Annotated in this window: 16 protein-coding genes; 10 read left to right on the top strand and 6 right to left on the bottom strand. The window is 38.8% G+C overall.

The genetic code is table 11. The features are described 5' to 3' along the window. Positions 1-53 precede the first annotated feature (53 nt). Complete coding sequence (locus tag ACIQYG_RS06690; RefSeq protein ID WP_402836462.1) at positions 54-824, top strand: DUF2268 domain-containing putative Zn-dependent protease; 771 nt, start codon at positions 54-56, stop codon at positions 822-824. Between the two features lie 108 nt (positions 825-932). Further along, positions 933-1688, top strand: a complete 756-nt coding sequence (locus ACIQYG_RS06685) for a YjbA family protein (RefSeq protein ID WP_034314514.1) — start codon at positions 933-935, stop codon at positions 1686-1688. 307 nt (positions 1689-1995) lie between these two features. Here the strand turns inward: ACIQYG_RS06685 and trpS are convergent, their stop codons facing one another. Continuing rightward, on the bottom strand, positions 1996-2982 hold the full coding sequence (gene trpS / locus ACIQYG_RS06680; protein ID WP_402836460.1) for a tryptophan--tRNA ligase: 987 nt from the start codon (positions 2980-2982) through the stop codon (positions 1996-1998). A 538-nt stretch (positions 2983-3520) separates the two neighbouring features. Here trpS and ACIQYG_RS06675 point away from each other — a divergent pair. After that, the gene (locus ACIQYG_RS06675; RefSeq protein ID WP_402837155.1) at positions 3521-4666 is read left to right on the top strand and encodes a putative glycoside hydrolase; all 1146 of its coding nucleotides are present in this window, start codon (positions 3521-3523) and stop codon (positions 4664-4666) included. Positions 4667-4716: 50 nt separating this feature from the next. Here ACIQYG_RS06675 and ACIQYG_RS06670 read toward each other — a convergent pair whose 3' ends face one another. After that, the gene (locus ACIQYG_RS06670; protein WP_402836458.1) at positions 4717-4905 is read right to left on the bottom strand and encodes a hypothetical protein; all 189 of its coding nucleotides are present in this window, start codon (positions 4903-4905) and stop codon (positions 4717-4719) included. A 96-nt stretch (positions 4906-5001) separates the two neighbouring features. Here ACIQYG_RS06670 and ACIQYG_RS06665 point away from each other — a divergent pair, with 96 nt between their 5' ends. The 6 genes from ACIQYG_RS06665 to pepF all read left to right on the top strand — a co-directional run bounded on the left by ACIQYG_RS06665 (position 5002) and on the right by pepF (position 13163). After that, complete coding sequence (locus ACIQYG_RS06665) at positions 5002-5583, top strand: GNAT family N-acetyltransferase (protein ID WP_402836456.1); 582 nt, start codon at positions 5002-5004, stop codon at positions 5581-5583. Between the two features lie 1112 nt (positions 5584-6695). Beyond that, a complete protein-coding gene (spxA, locus tag ACIQYG_RS06660) occupies positions 6696-7091 on the top strand; it encodes a transcriptional regulator SpxA (protein ID WP_034314502.1) in 396 nt (131 codons plus the stop codon). A 493-nt stretch (positions 7092-7584) separates the two neighbouring features. Continuing rightward, on the top strand, positions 7585-8253 hold the full coding sequence (gene mecA / locus ACIQYG_RS06655; RefSeq protein WP_034314498.1) for an adaptor protein MecA: 669 nt from the start codon (positions 7585-7587) through the stop codon (positions 8251-8253). 89 nt (positions 8254-8342) lie between these two features. Then, positions 8343-9851, top strand: coding sequence for a cardiolipin synthase (cls, locus tag ACIQYG_RS06650; protein WP_402836454.1), 1509 nt, complete (start codon positions 8343-8345; stop codon positions 9849-9851). 97 nt (positions 9852-9948) lie between these two features. Continuing rightward, positions 9949-11157, top strand: a complete 1209-nt coding sequence (locus tag ACIQYG_RS06645) for a competence protein CoiA (RefSeq protein ID WP_402836453.1) — start codon at positions 9949-9951, stop codon at positions 11155-11157. A 188-nt stretch (positions 11158-11345) separates the two neighbouring features. Then, positions 11346-13163 carry an oligoendopeptidase F gene (gene pepF, locus ACIQYG_RS06640; RefSeq protein WP_402836451.1) on the top strand — a complete coding sequence of 606 codons (1818 nt, stop codon included), beginning with the start codon at positions 11346-11348 and terminating at the stop codon, positions 13161-13163. A 932-nt stretch (positions 13164-14095) separates the two neighbouring features. Here the strand turns inward: pepF and ACIQYG_RS06635 are convergent. From ACIQYG_RS06635 to ACIQYG_RS06620, 4 genes are all read right to left on the bottom strand, one after another. Continuing rightward, positions 14096-14989, bottom strand: a complete 894-nt coding sequence (locus ACIQYG_RS06635) for a ClpXP adapter SpxH family protein (RefSeq protein WP_402836449.1) — start codon at positions 14987-14989, stop codon at positions 14096-14098. Beyond that, a complete protein-coding gene (locus ACIQYG_RS06630; protein WP_053534150.1) occupies positions 14986-15390 on the bottom strand; it encodes a globin domain-containing protein in 405 nt (134 codons plus the stop codon). The genes ACIQYG_RS06635 and ACIQYG_RS06630 overlap by 4 nt, the downstream gene beginning before the upstream one ends. A gap of 233 nt (positions 15391-15623) precedes the next feature. Further along, entirely contained in the window at positions 15624-16289 is a 666-nt protein-coding gene (locus tag ACIQYG_RS06625) for a lytic transglycosylase domain-containing protein (protein WP_483878385.1), read from the bottom strand. A 22-nt stretch (positions 16290-16311) separates the two neighbouring features. Then, on the bottom strand, positions 16312-16890 hold the full coding sequence (locus ACIQYG_RS06620) for a CYTH domain-containing protein (RefSeq protein ID WP_402836444.1): 579 nt from the start codon (positions 16888-16890) through the stop codon (positions 16312-16314). Positions 16891-17209: 319 nt separating this feature from the next. Here ACIQYG_RS06620 and yjbM point away from each other — a divergent pair, with 319 nt between their 5' ends. Beyond that, positions 17210-17830 (top strand): GTP diphosphokinase, encoded by a 621-nt coding sequence (yjbM, locus tag ACIQYG_RS06615; RefSeq protein WP_034314484.1) that lies wholly within the window; start codon positions 17210-17212, stop codon positions 17828-17830. Positions 17831-17875 lie beyond the last annotated feature (45 nt).

Genomic DNA, 17875 nt, shown 5'->3' with positions numbered 1-17875 from the left:
AACCGCCTTCATTGAATCATACGATAGTCAATAGATGCGGAGGTGTATGGGAAATGGGAGTCATTTCAACCAATGAATGGATGAGGAAGGATTTCAACCGGCCGGTCCAGATGATGGAAAGACTTAAAAGCACATTCAACGATACCCTTGATGCGGAAATGATTTATCATCATTTAATGAAGCATGGCATGTATTCACCGAATCAAAAAACAAAACTCACATGGGAAGACTTAAAAGAAAATAATGTATGGGAAAAAACACAAAGCTTGTTTACAGCTTATAAGAAGCTTTGGGGAGGGCCTGATGTTCCCATATATATTTTCCCGCTCATGTCTTCAGGAATATGGAATAAAAAGGTTGAAACGAAGTCAGGGTTGGCATTTAAAGATAAACTATTCCTTTTTTACGGCAAGGGGATAGCGGAAAAGGAAATGGAGGCCCTGTTGATTCATGAATATCATCATGTTTGCCGTCTGCATCATTTGAAAAAGGACCAAAAAGAATTCACTCTCCTTGATACGATGATCATGGAAGGACTGGCGGAAAGAACGGTGGGAAAATATTTAGGAACAAAATTTTTAGCGAATTGGACTAAGTTATATCAGGAAGATAAACTACGAGAATTTTGGAGCAAGCATTTAGAGGAAAAGCACACGATAAAACGTACAGATCCTCTTCATGATGTACTTCTGCTTGGGATGAAAGGATATCCATATATGCTTGGATACTGCAGTGGTTACTACCTGGTGAAAAATTTTGAGAAACTCTCTGTGAAAAAATCGTTCATTATTCAATCTGAAGAATTCTTATCAAAAAATAGTTAATATATACGTTCTTTTTTTCTTAATCTGTTTTCTAGAATAGGAATAAATTGTATGGTTCCTGCCTATACTGATTGACAAACAGAAATTTGTTTAAGTGAGGGATGAATGATGCTATATCTTCATGATGTATGGGTTAACTGGTTTGAAGGAGAAGAAAACGGCTATAATATTTGTCATTTTCATGAATGGAGGAAAGATGACGGGATCGAACTACTAGATCAAGTTCCTTTGTTGAAAGTGTCATCAACATTGTTCCACTACATAGAAAACGACTTGTCAGAGTTACCCAAGCCATTGCTGAATGATGTTTATCAAAAAGCATATGCAAGGAAAAATCATGAGCGAATTCAGCTTGACTATTGTTTTATCGTGACTGACGGAAATGGAATTTTAGCTGTTGATACGATAGGTTATCATATTCCGATTAGGAAAAGCAGAATAATTCCCCGGCAGGAACAAATTGTTTATGACATGATAGAAAACCATGATGAGATGGATTACACCTTTACTGAAAAACCTACATCTGAGAAAGAATATCATATTTTGTCGCCGTCTCCCTTATTCATGAACGGTTTGACAAGAAAAGAAAGACAGCTAAAGCAACTGCTATTCATGGCCATGGACCAATTATTCACGGCGAAAAACACTGCTGAAATCCGCTATTGGTACACAGAATGGGCCCCTGAGAAATATGAAAGCATTCAAGAAATGGATTTTCAGATCGCTTGGCTTGAGTTATATGAAGAAATGAAGGAAGGCTGGTCAGAGAAGCACCTTCAACTTTGTGAAAACCTTGTGAAGGGGCAGCCTTTTTTTGAAAAGCTTTGGCAAGTGGAGGCTGGCGATAGCCCATCGATATTATGAACAAAAAAGACGACCCATTGAGTTAAGTCCCAGACTGTAGACAGTCTCGATGAAAATCGAGTTTGTTTACAGTTTTATTATGGTTTGTACTATTGGAAATGCCTTTCAGGCACTCGCTTTCCGCGGGCGGTCCTTTGAGCCAGCGGAGGAGTACACATCATATTTGGCAGGAATGCGTGAAAGGATCACGAGTCAACTTCTCTCTAACCGCTTCAATTCCAATAAAAAATCAAAAAGGTTTCGGAATGATATCATTCCGAAACCTTTTGTTTACAAACTGAGACGATTCGTTTGGAATCGTCTTTTTTTATCTCTTTCTGCCAAGTCCCATGCCATTATACATTTTTCTGATCATTTTATTGGCTTCAATATTCGCCTTTTCTGCACCGCGGTCCAGAATTTCATCCAATTCAGGTGAATCGATCAATGCATTATAGCGTTCTTGGATTGGAAGGATTTCACCAAGAACCACCTCAGCCAAATCACTTTTAAAGTCACCATAGCCTTTGCCCTCATACATCTCTTCAATTTCTGAATAGGATTTTCCACTGAAGATGGAGTAGATGGACATCAGGTTGGAAACACCGGCTTTGTTTTCCTTATCGTAACGGACAATTCCTTCCGAATCGGTAACTGCGCTCTTGATGTTTTTCTCGATTTGCTTCGGATCATCCAATAAGGCAATCGTCGCCTTTTTATTAGGATCTGATTTACTCATTTTCTTGGTTGGTTCCTGAAGGGACATGATACGGGCCCCTTCTGTAGGGAGGCTGATTTCCGGGATTTTAAATATGTCATTATGCTTTTTATTGAACCGTTCAGCCAAATCGCGTGTCAATTCAAGATGCTGTCTTTGATCTTCCCCAACAGGAACCACATCTGTACTATAAAGGAGAATATCGGCAGCCATCAACGGCGGGTAAGTAAGCAGTGCTGCGGATACCCCTTCTTTGCCAGCGGATTTGTCCTTGAATTGTGTCATTCTCTCAAGTTCCCCAATATAGGATATACTCTGTAAAATCCAGCCTGCCTGTGCATGTGCTGGTACTTCTGATTGAATGAAGATGGTATTCTTTTCAGGATCCAGGCCAATGGCCAGATATAGAGCGGCCAATGTTTTGATGCTTTTCCTTAACTTAATGCGATCTTGTGGAACTGTAATTGCATGCTGGTCAACAATACAAAAGAAACATTCATATTCATTTTGTAAGTTAACGAATTGTTTCATGGCTCCGATGTAATTTCCTAAAGTAACGGAACCGGATGGCTGAATGCCGGAGAAAATCCTTTTCAACTGCTAGTCACTCCTCTAAATACGTTATTGATAAATGGATATTCGCTCTTCATTATTGTAAGGATAAATAGAAAATGAATCCACATTCTTTGAAAGAAATGTGCATATTCCTGTGATGGGAAACGCTCATTTGAATCTTGTGGAGGGCCGTTTTGTCCTGTATCGATGCCATTTTGAGAATACGAAATGTCCACTATACTGTATTTTAGCATTTATTCATATTAAATGTATAATTGAAACGGAAATCAAGCCAATTGAACGGATTATCCGTTTCTTTTTTTTGACATGGAAGAAATGAAGGGTTCAAGGAAAATCAAACCGTTTAACATATATCACAATGGGCAGACCATTTTAGGGAAGGATACTCACAAGGGGATACAGGATTGTTTAACGTTTTAAATTATTTTTAATATATAGGAGTAAAATTAATTGTTTGTGGTATTAAAGAAAGGGGTTTATTATATTTGTTGAATATTGATGACTGATGGCGAATGAGGTGGAGAAAATGAAACCAATGTGTAAATGGTTGATGACAGGCATGTGCATATTCCTGATTCAACAGCCAGTTCATGCGCAAGGCATGAACGAAACCAGGCAGGTAGCATTAGAAAATAAAGAATTGCCTGTGAGCGTACCACGTTTTGTTTTTGATTCGGGGTTGAAATTTGACTATCCGGATGCTGTACGCGGGATATATGTGACAGGGCCTGCAGCGGGTGGCACTAAATTGAATGAACTTATTAAATATGTAGATGAAACCGATTTGAATGCGATGGTCATTGACATTAAGGATGACAAGGGGAACGTAACGTTTAAAACCGAAGATCCCGATTCTCCATATGCTGGGATTGGTAAAGACTACATAAAAAACCCAAGGGCAATGCTGAAAAAATTTGAGGATAAACAGATTTATCCGATTGCAAGGGTTGTCGTCTTTAAAGATTCCCTTTTGGCCAAAGAGAAACCTGAATTGTCTTTTTTAGATGGTGAAAAGGTGTGGAAGAATGGCAGAGGTGAAGCCTTCGTGAACCCATTCTTAAAAGAGGTATGGGATTATAATGTCGGTGTTGCCATTGAAGCGGCAAAGATGGGTTTTAAAGAAATTCAATTTGACTATGTCCGTTTTCCCGAAGGATTCGAAAATAAAGAAGATGATTTGGAATATAATGTCGGTGAATATGATGAAGCGAAAATGAGTCATACAGCCAAAAGGGTTCAGGCAGTGACAGACTTCGTAAGTTATGCGAGGAAACAACTGGAGCCATACGATGTGGAAGTGTCAGTGGATATTTTTGGATATGCGGCTACATTGCCTGAAGCTCCCGGAATCGGGCAAAACTTCACAAAAATCTCTGAGAATGTCGATGTAATTTCCTCGATGATCTATCCGAGTCACTGGACATCTTATTTTGGTATCGATAAGCCTGATTTGGAGCCTTATAATCTCGTTAAGGAATATGCGAAATTGGAGAACGGAAAGCTGAAGGAATTAAAAACACCACCAACTTCAAGACCTTGGTTACAAGATTTTACTGCCTCATATTTAGGAGAGGGTAATTACCAAAGGTATGGTAAGGAAGAAGTGGAAGCCCAAATAAAAGCATTGAATGATAATGGTATTGATGAATACTTATTATGGAATGCAGCAAATCGATATACAAAGGGAGTAGACTATACCCCATGAAAAAAGGATGACCTTGGAATTTCCTTCCGGTCATCCAATTTCTCTCAGAATCACCGCTTTTTATTCCCGCCAACTTTACTCCACCCTGACTGAATTCGTTTCGATTGATCGAAAATATGAGAGTGACGTTTCCCGCCAAACCATTTTTCGCCGACGCCATTCGTTACAACGCCATTCACAGCTGTAATGCCAATAACGCAAGCAGCGACTAAAAAAAAGTCTAAAAAGTAACTGATCATCAAAACCCTCCTAATATTTTCAAGCTATTCAAGTTCCATTGTAGTGGATAAGAAAAAATCTGGAAAGTATAATCTAGCAAATGAGGAGATTAAATTATGAATTGGTATGATAAGTTGAACCAGTATTTCCCTATTGAGGAAATGAAGTCCAAAGAACATATAGAAGTTCTTTTAGAAGATAAGCAGGAAATATATAAAAAGGATGAAGGCCCCGACCATGTTTTATTGTATGTGGAAGGGGAAGAGTTTATATTCGTTGATTACCTTTTTGTATCAAAGAATTCAAGAGGGCAGGGACTAGGAAGGAAATTGATTCAAAAATTGCAAAAAAAGCAGAAAACGATCTTGCTGGAAGTAGAACCAGTACAAGAAAATGATGACGATACATTTAAAAGGCTGAAATTTTATAAAAGGGAAGGATTCCAGCATGCCTCTTCAATTTCCTACAGCAGAAAATCCCTTGCCACCAAGGAGAATACGCCTATGGAAATTTTATATTGGCCGGCAAATCCATCTGTTGATGAAGAAGACGTATTTGATTTCATGAAAGAGATATATTCTGAAATCCATACTTACAAAGATGATGACCTTTATGGGAAATCTTATCAAGATGTAGATGAAGTACTAAGTTTGAATGCAAGTCAGGAAACGGATATTTTTAAAGAGATGGAAATTTGAGGGGAAAGGGCCGGTCGTTCACCGGCCCTTTTTAGTTTGTCGAAAAAAGTTGCGGAAAAGGACGAAAAAAGTACTCAGCAGAGAACATTTATTTTAGAAAAAGTGAAGCAATCTGTTTTTTCTTAGAATTTGTCGATAAAAGAGATCCGGAATGGTTTTACTTCACACCATGCTTTTTAAAAGGAGAACTTGGTTAAGATCCAATGTTCACCCTTTTCACTTGGATGTAACCCCAAATATATTGAAGAATTTTGCGACACTCCAGCCGAGCAACTGGCTGACCAAGCTACCGGAGACGCTTGAGTTCAGGAGGGGATGGCAGACAGTCGACGGAAAGGGGGCGGATTTCTGAAATCAACTGGAACGCTTTTAAAGAAAAAACTGTAAGCAAACTCGATTTATATGGTTTTTTATTGTTTTAGGAAACCCTTAATGGATTGAAGAAATATGCGACACTCCAGCCGAGTAACTGGCTGACCGAGCTACCGGAGACGCTTGCGTTCAGGAGAGGGTGGCAGACAGTCGGCGGAAAGGGTGAGGGTTTCTGAAAACACCAGGATCTTTTTTTAGACTGTCTTTTCTTATTTTGCATATTTTGCAAGAAAATGAATATCTATAACTTCTTGGATGGTAGATTACTCCCTTATCGTTGATTCTTTCGAATTACCTTTTTAACTTTTGGAAATATATGTGCTAAAAGAATGGTTTTTAATGTAAAAGGAGGAATTTGCTTTTTATTAAAGAAAATATATTAACATGAACTTGTTTATTGACAAGGATTGGGGGTAAATAAAAGTAACGAATTAATTAAAAAATCATGAGGGCCGAATTGAGAGTTAAATGAGAATGGCAGGTGTGTTTTTTCAATTAGAAAATGTGGTCTTAATGTATTACATAAAAAAATGAAAAAGCTATAGTACAGGCTGAACAGGAAGTTTTAAAGGATTTTTTCAAATATCAAAAAGGGTATTCATTTTAAAAAAATTAGTGTATAATAAGGAACATGAAATACTTATTTAAAATTATTTCAAATTAGAGTGGTACTTATGAATACTAATAGTAGATTTCCCCTCATAGATCACCGATTCTATATTTAGGGAGTGTGAGTAAGCATGGTAACATTATATACATCACCTAGTTGTACTTCATGCAGAAAAGCAAAAGCATGGTTAGAGGAACATGAGATTGGATATAAAGAAAGAAACATTTTTTCAGAACCGTTAACGATTGATGAGATTAAAGAAATTCTTCGTATGACAGAAGATGGAACGGATGAAATCATTTCAACACGGTCAAAAACTTTCCAAAAGTTAAACGTTAATTTAGAGAGCCTGCCTCTTCAAGAATTATATAAATTGATCAAGGAGAATCCAGGATTGTTGAGACGCCCAATTATCCTTGACGAGAAACGGCTTCAAGTTGGTTATAATGAAGATGAGATAAGACGCTTTTTACCGCGTAAAGTCCGTACCTTCCAATTACGGGAAGCACAACGTATGGTCAACTAATAAGGTCTTTCAAGCTCTGCCAGGAAATGTGCAGGGCTTTTTCTTTATACATATCCGATTTTCCGCCGATTTTTTTTACTTAATGACGGGGAACATAACAGGATTCATAGGCGACAGCGGTCGTTCCCGAGCTGTAGCAGGTTCCTTGAACCGTCATCATTTAAAGAAAAAATAAGAATGCAGCTCATCATGCCGTGTATATAATATGACATTGACGGCATTAAGATTAAAATTTATTAAAGCATTATGATAGTTGCATGTGGATGTATTTTTTTATAGAATGTATGGAATATTAGGCAAACAATTGTTTTTTAGATAAGTAATGTTTTTTATTTCCCTTCTTCAAGGTTTTGTCATAAAATGATGTAAAATAGTCTGTTTTAATGACTATCATGATTTACAGTATTCACTTACGGGTAAAGAGCTTTTAAGAGCAATTTTCGCTTGGGGGTTATTATCCCTTCAAAATGAGAAAGGAAGGGAGAGGGGAATCATGGAAATCGAACGCATTAATGACGATACGGTAAAATTTTATATTTCCTATATAGATATTGAAGAAAGAGGCTTTGATCGCGAAGAAATTTGGTACAGCCGCGAGCGAAGTGAGGAACTTTTTTGGGAAATGATGGATGAAGTGCATCAAGAAGAAGAATTCATGATTGAAGGACCTTTATGGATTCAAGTTCAAGCCCTTGAAAAAGGCTTGGAAGTTTTGGTCACAAAAGCCCAGCTTGCCAAAGATGGTCAGAAACTCGAGCTGCCTCTTTCAGATGATAAGTTAAGGGATTTGAATGTATCAGACAAGATGGATACGCTTCTTGATCAACATTTTCATGGTAAAGATGAAGAAAGCGGTATGACATTCGAAGATGGAATGATTGAATTCATCACGACTTTCGAGGATTTTGAAGATGTCATTTCATTGAGCAAACGTCATGGCTTGGATGATTGGACGACTAAACTTTATGTTTATCAGAATAAATATTATCTTTATATCGAATTTTCCGAAGCGGAGATTGATGAGGAAGAAATCGATAATGTTCTAAGTCTTTTATTGGAATATAGCCAGGAGTCACCTATAACGGTGCACATGCTTGAAGAGTACGGAAAGATAGTTATCGAAAATGATGTATTCACAACGGTCGATAAATATTTCGCATAGACTGTTGAGGCCGATTTCAGTAGAAATCGGCCTTTTCGTCTAAGGGGGTTTTTTAGTGTGCCTGTGTTTGTTAATTGGAGGGAGTCTAGGTGAAGAATATAGTTGGCATCGGTCTGCTTATTCTCATGTTGGTCAGCACTTGGTATTTTCTAATAAATGGCGTTGATGGGGGGCTGATTTTTTATTCTAGCCTTATATTGACCCTTTTCTTGGTGATAATTGGATTCAACATTTTCCTGGAAAATCGAGATCCCATCCAGACCATAACATGGCTTGTTATTTTTTGCGCTTTCCCATTCATCGGTTTCATTTTTTACTTTTTGTTTGGCCGTAATTTTCGGAAAGAAAGGATATTTCGCAAGAAGTACTTTTTGGATAAACAGACTTTCGTGAAAATAAGCGGCGAAGCGGGATATAATGAACGAATTAAGGAAATGGGCGAGAACCCTCAGCAGTTAATCACTCTTGCAAATAGGCTGGGGAATAGCCCTGTTTCATTTACGACCGAAACCAGGGTTTTAAGGAATGGTGAGGAGACATTTTCCAATATCATCGAAGAATTGAAAAAAGCAAGACATCATATTCATTTAGAATATTATATTGTTAGGGATGACCGCATTGGCGTACTGCTAAAAGACATCTTGATACAAAAAGTAAAAGAAGGGGTAAAGGTCCGTTTTCTCTATGATGCGGTTGGTTCTTGGAAGTTGGCTCGCTCTTATATCGATGAACTGAAGAATGCGGGAGCCGAAATGGTGGCCTTTGGTCCGTTGCATTTCCCTTTATTAAATAATAAATTCAACTTTCGCAACCATCGTAAAATAATTGTGATAGATGGTTCTGTCGGTTTCATTGGCGGCCTCAATATAGGGGATGAATATTTGGGACAAGACCAGAAATTCGGTTCTTGGCGGGATACGCATCTTATCATAAAGGGGGAAGCGGTCAGGACTTTACAGCTCATATTTCTGCAGGATTGGTATTATAGCACCAATAATAGTTTTTTAAGCGATGAATACCTCATGGCCGGAATGACGAACCATCACGGACATGGCGGAGTACAATTGATTGGCGGCGGGCCGGATAGTGAATGGACAATCATTAAAAGCATTTTTTTTAAGATGATCACTTCAGCAGAAAAGTCCGTCTGGATTGCCTCCCCGTATTTCGTTCCTGATGATGATATCTTACAAGCATTGAAGGTGGCTGCTTTAAGTGGTTTGGATGTCAGGCTTCTCGTCCCGAAGAACCCCGATAAACGTATCGTATTTCATGCATCGAGAACTTATTTTCCCGAATTGCTTGCTTCGGGAGTTCGTATATTCCAATATAATGAAGGCTTCATGCATAGTAAAATCATCATTGTGGATGACCAACTGGCATCAATTGGGACAACCAATATCGATATGAGAAGCTTTCACCTGAATTTTGAAGTCAATGCTTTTCTCTACCGGACGGAAAGTACTCAGCAGCTGGTGAATGATTACATGGAAGATATGAAGGTATCCCAAGAACTGGAGATTGATGCGTTTTCCAAACGGAATTTCGGTTTGAAATTATTGGAGTCCACTTGCCGATTGCTTTCCCCCCTTCTTTAGATAGTAACTCTCTTTTATGCCGATCAGGCATTTTTTTTTGCACATTAAAAGGAATCCTAAGCGAAGCAGGCGAATGTAGTGGATGAGGAGGAGATGTATGCTAACTGCGATAAATAAAGATGGGGCTTGGATTACCCTTCCTGAAAAGATACCGGCAAACATGATTGATGAGTGGAGAAAATCAGCAGATTATTACTGTCCATGCTGCAAGATGGAATTGACCATCAAAGCGGGAAACGTAAGGGTTCCGCATTTCGCCCATAAAAATAGTTCTTCATGCGGTGCTTCTTCAGAACCGGAATCTGCCTATCATTTAATGGGAAAAAGAAAATTGTTTCAGTGGTTTTTATCACATGGTTATCAAGTGGATCTAGAAGCCTACCTTCCCGAAATTAAGAAAAGGGCTGATATTTTAGTTAGGATAGGAAGTAATCGCTATGCGATAGAATTTCAATGCTCAGTTATTCCCGAGGTGGAATTCATGGAAAGGTCAAGAGCCTATCAAAGCATAGGCATCAAGCCAATCTGGATCCTCGCTGCAAAAAGCTTAAAAAGGAAAGGCTTTTATGAATTCAGTTTATCCCGCTTCCAATGGCTCTTCGTCACCGGCAGCTTCCATCATCCGTTTCTTTGGTTGTATTGTCCGGAAACTGATCATTTATCAGTATTGAAAAACCTCACTCCTTTTACCCCTAGAACCGTCTTTGCCGAATTGACAACAGCTTCTTTCAAGCTCCTTCCCCCTAGTCGGGCATTGCCCCAGAACTGCTTCCGTTTCCCTTTTCTCCCTGTATGGAGATATAAACGAAATGGCTGGTCCCTCCATCGAGTGAAAACAGCACGCAGACGCGATCCTTTTTTCGAAGCGCTATATTTACATCATATATCACCTGCGACACTTCCAATTGAAGTGGGTGTTCCCGTCAGAGGGATGCTGTTGATCGAAACTGCCTCAATAGAATGGCAGGCATGGTTATACATGGAGGTGTTTCAAGGAAAAAGAACAGGGGAAAAGATTTCTATGGCTGATATTATCCACATTTTTAGAAAGCGTTCAAAAAAAGGGGAAATAAAGTTCAGATCGTTGCCATTGCTTCATGAAAAAACCATCGAGTATCCTATAGGTCAATATATCAGGATTTTGGAGCAATTGGGTTATCTATCAAAGCTGGAAGAAGGGGTTTTTAAAGTTGAAAAGGAAATTACTCTTCCCGTCACAAGTGATCAAGCTCAAATTTTGGAAAAAGATTTCTATGAAAAGCATAAATTGATGATTGAAAAGGGGAATATCCAGTATAATCAGTGATGACATCTCTATTTATCTTGAATTCAGATGAAATGGCAGGATTATTTTTGTAAATGGAGAAATAGTAATAAGAACTGGGAATCAAAAACGTTAAGAAAGAATGAACGCAGAATGAAGCATTGCAGTGTTCAATCGGATTAATGAGTCAGCCCAATGGCAAGTTTCTATAGAATGGGGAGGAATTTTTTATGGCACAGGAAACAAAAGCGAATACATTACCTTCAAGAAGCGAAATAGCTCCTGAAGATACTTGGAGACTGGAAGATATCTTCGCAACCGAGGAAGATTGGGAAGCTGCCTTCAAAACGGTAAAGGAAGACCTCAAGAAAGCGGAGGCACATAAAGGGACGTTGGGGGAAAGCGCAGAAAAGCTATTTGCGGCCCTTCAACTTCAAGATGAGGTTTTCGAGAAGCTAGGCAAAGTTTATTCTTATTCACATATGCGCAATGATCAAGATACAACCAATCCTTTTTATCAAGGGATGGAGGATCGGGCAAAAGCTTTATACGCCCAGGCAGCGGCTGCGTTTTCATACATGGTTCCTGAACTATTGAGTATTGACGAAAGCAAAGTGGAAGGGTTTTTGGAAGAAAAAGAAGAATTGAAATTATATAAACATTCTTTAGAGGAAATCAATCTTCAGAGACCCCATATCTTATCAGCAGAGCAGGAAGAATTATTGGCGCAGGCATCAGAAGTACTCGATGCATCGGGCAATACTTTCGGTATGCTTAACAATGCCGACCTGAAATTCCCGACCATCAAGGATGAAGAGGGAAATGAAGTCGAAATTACTCACGGAAGGTATATCAGGTTTCTTGAGAGTGAAGATCGCCGTGTACGTGAGGAGGCATTTAAAGGGGTATACAGCAAGTACGGGGAGTTCCGTAATACATTTGCTTCAACCCTGTCAGGTGAGGTGAAAAACCACAACTTCAATGCCACGGTTCGAAAATATGAATCAGCACGCCAAGCGGCGTTAAGTAATAATAACATTCCTGAGACCGTATACGATAATCTCGTTAAAACGGTCAACGACAACTTGCCATTACTGCACCGTTATCTTGATTTACGTAAAAAAGTACTGGAATTAGATGAACTTCATATGTATGATCTATTCACTCCTCTTGTTAAAGAAGTGAAGATGGAAGTGACATATGACGAGGCCAAAGATTATGTCCTTAAAGGCCTTGCTCCGCTTGGGGAGGACTATTTGAACGTTTTGAAAGAGGGATTTGAAAACCGTTGGGTCGATGTGCATGAAAACAAAGGGAAACGAAGCGGTGCCTATTCTTCGGGTACATACGGGACGAACCCTTATATTCTGATGAACTGGCAAAATAACGTCAATAACTTATTCACGCTCGTTCATGAGTTTGGGCATTCGGTCCATAGCTACTATACACGGAAACATCAGCCATATCCATACGGGAATTATTCAATATTTGTAGCGGAAGTTGCATCGACTTGTAATGAAAACCTGTTGAATGATTATTTACTGAATTCAATCGAAGATGAAAAGAAACGCATCTATTTACTGAACCATTACCTGGAAGGTTTCCGTGGCACATTGTTCCGACAAACGATGTTTGCAGAGTTCGAACATACCATTCATTTAAAAGCTCAAAATGGGGAAGCGTTGACAGCGGATATGCTCACTAAGGAATATTATGAGCTGAACAAGAAATACTTTGGCGAGAACGTGACGATTGATGAAGAAATCGGTTTGGAATGGGCTCGTATTCCACACTTCTACTATAATTACTATGTTTATCAATATGCAACTGGAATCAGTGCAGCAACAGCATTGAGCAAGCAAATCCTTGAAGAAGGAGAGCCGGCTGTCGAAAGGTATCTGGAGTTCTTGAAGTCAGGAAGTTCCGATTATCCGATTGAAGTACTCAAAAAGGCCGGCGTAGATATGACAAAAGCCGAGCCTGTACAAGAAGCCATGAATGTATTCGAAGAAAAATTAAATGAGTTGGAAGAACTTTTGAAAAAATAGGATGTGAAAAGGACCCGAACACTTCGGGTCCTTTTCATCTTTATATCGATGTCCGTCATAATCCTTTAAAACGATTTCTCTGATTTAAACTATGAAGAATTATGAAGAAAGCAAAAAATAGAATAGGGGAGGTAAAATACAGAGGAATGAGGTCCATGATACCGAGTAGCTGGACAAATAGCGACCCTATCAAGAGTATGAGTAGAATAAAGCCTTTCAATTTGGTCACCTCCAACCTGGCAGCAGTAAAAACTCATCTGCTCTTTATTAGATAGTATGTTTTAGAATAAGCAGTATTCTAAGAATATGACAATAATGTGAAGTTGCGCACAAAGTTCTTGCAAATAAGGTGTATAATCTGCTATAGTACAGATATAGAAGTTATCACATCCCAAACATATACCCCTTTGTTTGTTCGTCGTGAAATTTCTCCCATCCCCTTAATCGTATAAATAGATGAAAACCTCAGCAAATTTCGCGATTTGCTGGGGTTTTTCATTTGAATGAAATGTAAAAAGATTAAAATGGTAACGGTAGTAACAAAAGTAACGAAAGATGAAGTTATAAAAAGAAATGAATTAGTTTATTATTGTGATATATTTCACAATTAGTTCATTCCAAGCTATATCAGATATCAAAAACACTTAAGGCTTTAAATTAAAATTGGCTCTTATTTAGCTATATATACCAGCAGGGATAATAAAAGATGAAAAAATATATATTGTGAACAATTTGTGAAAAGTTACACATATAGTTGAAACGTAAAAGGGTTATCTGTTATATTATATATTGTGAAGTGAATCACAAACAAACTTATACCCCTTTGTTTGATCGTGTAAAATTTCTCCCATCCCCTTATTTCTAAATAAAAAAACCATGCAATCTTTTGATTTGCATGGTTTTTCCTTTTTATAACTAAGAAGCAGCCAAATTCATGACTGCTTCTTTGTATATCTCCAAAAAGTTCCGTATTTAGCAGGAATTTTCTCTGCCAACTGTTTTAAAACAAGCTTTTTCATTTCCAACTCGACGTTATTCTTACTCATATTATAAACCGTTTCAATCTCCTTTGTGGCCACTAGTTTGAAACAGCTTAAAAATTCTTCGAGAGAGGGAGGGGGTGCAGGGGCTGGAAGACCATTCAGCATATCTTCTAAAATTTGAACATATACCTCGTAAGAATAGACACCTGAAACCTTTATTCCCTCTTCTTCAATATTTTGATTGAAAAAGACAAGGGAAGGTATTTCAGTCACTTCCATTTCACTTGTGATTTTCATGTCACATTGAAAGCCTTTGGCTGCACTGGAAGAATTGATGTCATAAAGGAATTCCTCAACATCCAGTCCAACCATTTTGGCACATTCGGTCAAGACTTCGATATTGGATATATCCTTTTTACCTATGAATACATATTCTTGAAGCTGCCTTAAAAAGCGAATGGCCAATTTACGGCCCTGCAATTCCGCGGCTTTTATTGCGATGGAAGCTGTATATGGAGAAGAAATTGGGTTTTCAGACCAAAGGCTCCCGTCACAGGACATTCCCGAGCGGCTGGCTGTCTTTTCCCAAACTTGAGCAATGTTTTCATAATTTTTATTTTTCCCCATATTAAGAGAATCGATTTTACCGCTTAAAACATGGCGTAAACTGAACAATTGGCCATATTCTATCTGTAATTTCCTAATAATTGGTTCTAAGCCCCAGCATTCGGGACAAAGCGGATCAACAAAAACATAAATTTCAATTGGCTTTTTTCCTATATCATAGCAATGCTGCGTCTTGATCCAATCGGAAATATTGAAAACTGGTTTTTGTGCGCTCAACTGTCTTCTCCTTTCCCGTCAGTTCCGGATGTATTGATCATATGCTGTGCCGTCAAATAGAGGCGGTGATAGAAAAACTCCCTAATCTCACCTTCAAGGCCAACTTCGTCCATGGCTTGATACATGCATGAGAGCCAGGCTTTCGCACGTTCTGGTGTAATTTCAAAAGGTATATGTCGAGCCCGCAACATAGGATGGCCATGCTCTTCGGTATATAAAGAGGGACCCCCTAAATATTGAGTCATGAATTGTTTTTGCTTACGGACCGTTTCAGTTAAATCGTCAGGGAATATTGGCTGCAGATCCGGGTGTTGACTAACGTTGGAGTAAAACACATCAATTAATTTGTGTAATTGCCCTTCTCCAATTAATTCATATGGTGTAGGGTTCCCTTGCATCATGTTGATTACTCCTTTTAAAGAAAGATGGTTGATATTTATTCATATTTTATCAATGACGTACTGATATAACAAATATATAGCTTAAAGAAAATTTTACATCTGTAGTATGACACAGGGGAATGGTTGAAAATGAAGGCTTTTGGGGAGCTTTACCATTTGCTCGGGGTGCGTGGAAGAAGCATATATAGACATGAAAAAACTGACCCGTCATGAACAAACAGGGTCAGCTTGCTTTAGCTTGAAAATGTGCCAAAAACTTTTTGAACATAGTTCTGAGTTTCTCTAAAAGGCGGGATGCCGTTATATTTATCGACATTTCCTGGTCCTGCATTATAAGCAGCAAGGGCAACCTGGATGTCCCCGTCATAACGTGCCATCATTTGACTTAAATATTTACTCCCGCCCATGATGTTTTGTTCTGGATCGGTTGCATCATCCACCCCAAGGCTTTTTGCAGTTGCTGGCATTAACTGCATAAGGCCAGTTGCACCCGCATAACTGGTGGCTTCAGGGTTGAAGTTCGATTCTTGTTTAATGACAGACTTAATCAGTTTTTCCGGGAGATTATATAAACTTGCCGCCTGGCTGATGATATGATCATAGTTTGTTTCGGTTTCGCTGCTCTGATTGTTAGCATGGGCAGTGGATATCGGGTTGATGTTCATGTATGTCAGGCTGCCGGGCTGAAGAAAGGACTTCGTTTCCGCTTCCACATTGGATAATAAAGAACCCAATGTCTGTGAAGTGCCTTCCAGAGCATCACCCGAAACCAGCGACGAAAGCATGTCCTGGAAAACGGATCGAGATGAATTTGTATTTTTGATGTTGTCGTTCGTGAATTGCTGGATTGCCTGCAATTCCATAAACGTTTTGAAATCTTGGATTTTCAAACTCTCCACCTCCGAATGGGTTCAAACAGGATTATTCCTGGAATTTGGCACGATAAAACCTCTTAACTTTATTTTCGGTTTCCCTTACCGGAATTTGAAGGGTTTCAAGGAGGGCCAGGAAATTTTTTTTCCCGGCTTTTGCATCCGTCACTTCATATTCAAGCTCAAAATCTTCCTGATTCAAATACGAACTATGATCTAAAACGATTAAACCCTCTTTGTAAGGAAATTCAAAACGGTCTGTCTTTAGTGTCCCGAAGCATATAAAGTCTTTTGGATCAATTCCGCATTCGAGGATAAGATGTCGGATCCCGCCATCAGGGAATATGTTTTGTTTCAGGAACGCATATGCAGTTTCTTCAGGAATATCCTGATTCGTTTCCAATAATCCTTCTGTAGCTGGCTGTTTTAAAGTCAGCTCGTAATGCCCGTTTTTCTCCCTGATCCTAAGTGCAGAGTCTTGCTTTTTCAAAGAGAATCCAGGTGTATCGAAGTAATGGTTTTTCTGTGTTTTAAACTTCGATGCCCCGACATGAAAGTAGTCGATCAGTTGGCGAAATTCTTTTTCGTTTAAGAGGTTTTTAAATTCAATTTCAATATGCTGGTTCATGTGTTACCTTCCTTTCTGGCTGATTCTTAGGTTAATCATATAAGAACCATTCCAGCTGTCAAATTGAATTCAATAATTTTTTGCTATTGTACTTGAATATTTAGGAATCAATTGCAGGATATGATAAAATATAAACGTTGAGCACGAGAATGAATCATCGTATATATAGAAATTTAATACATACTTTTTGCTAGGGAAAGATTTAATAGGATCCAGTGGTGAATTTTGCATAAGTCATGTGACTTCTGGATTCAGGAGAGCGTTCTGCCCATACCAGAGTTGAACAGGCGCTTTTTAGATAGATATAGGTGGTGTGGCAATGGAGAGTTGGGACGATTTCTTGGCGCCTTATACTCAGGCTGTCGAAGAATTAAAGGTTAAGCTAAAGGGTTTAAGGAAACAGTTTGAGAGAGAGAATATTCACTCACCGATCGAATTTGTAACAGGCAGGGTAAAGCCGATTGTCAGCATATTGGATAAGGCGAGCCTAAAGGACATTCCCATTGATAAATTGGGAACTGAAATTCAGGATATTGCAGGGCTTCGCATGATGTGCCAGTTCGTGGATGATATCGAACAGGTAGTTGAACTATTACGAGGTCGCAATGACTTCGAGATAGTCGAGGAGAGGAATTATATTTCCCATAAAAAAGCAAGCGGTTATCGATCTTATCATGTTGTAATCCGCTATCCGGTCCAGACGATACATGGCGAAAAGAATATCCTTGCCGAAATTCAAATCAGGACTCTTGCGATGAATTTTTGGGCGACGATTGAACATTCTTTGAATTATAAATATAAAGGCATTTTCCCGGAAGATATTCAACTGCGGCTCAAACGCGCAGCTGAAGCGGCCTTCCTGCTCGATGCAGAAATGTCGCAAATCCGTACGGAAATCCAGGAAGCACAGCGTCTTTTTTCCAGGAAGAAAGATTCTTGAACGCATAAATGGGAAAACGAGAAGAAGTCTAAATTGAAGGTGGGA

This window comes from Peribacillus sp. NPDC096622 (genome assembly GCF_044762665.1).
Classification (GTDB): domain Bacteria; phylum Bacillota; class Bacilli; order Bacillales; family DSM-1321; genus Peribacillus; species Peribacillus frigoritolerans_B.
This window is presented reverse-complemented; position numbering and strand designations above follow the sequence as displayed.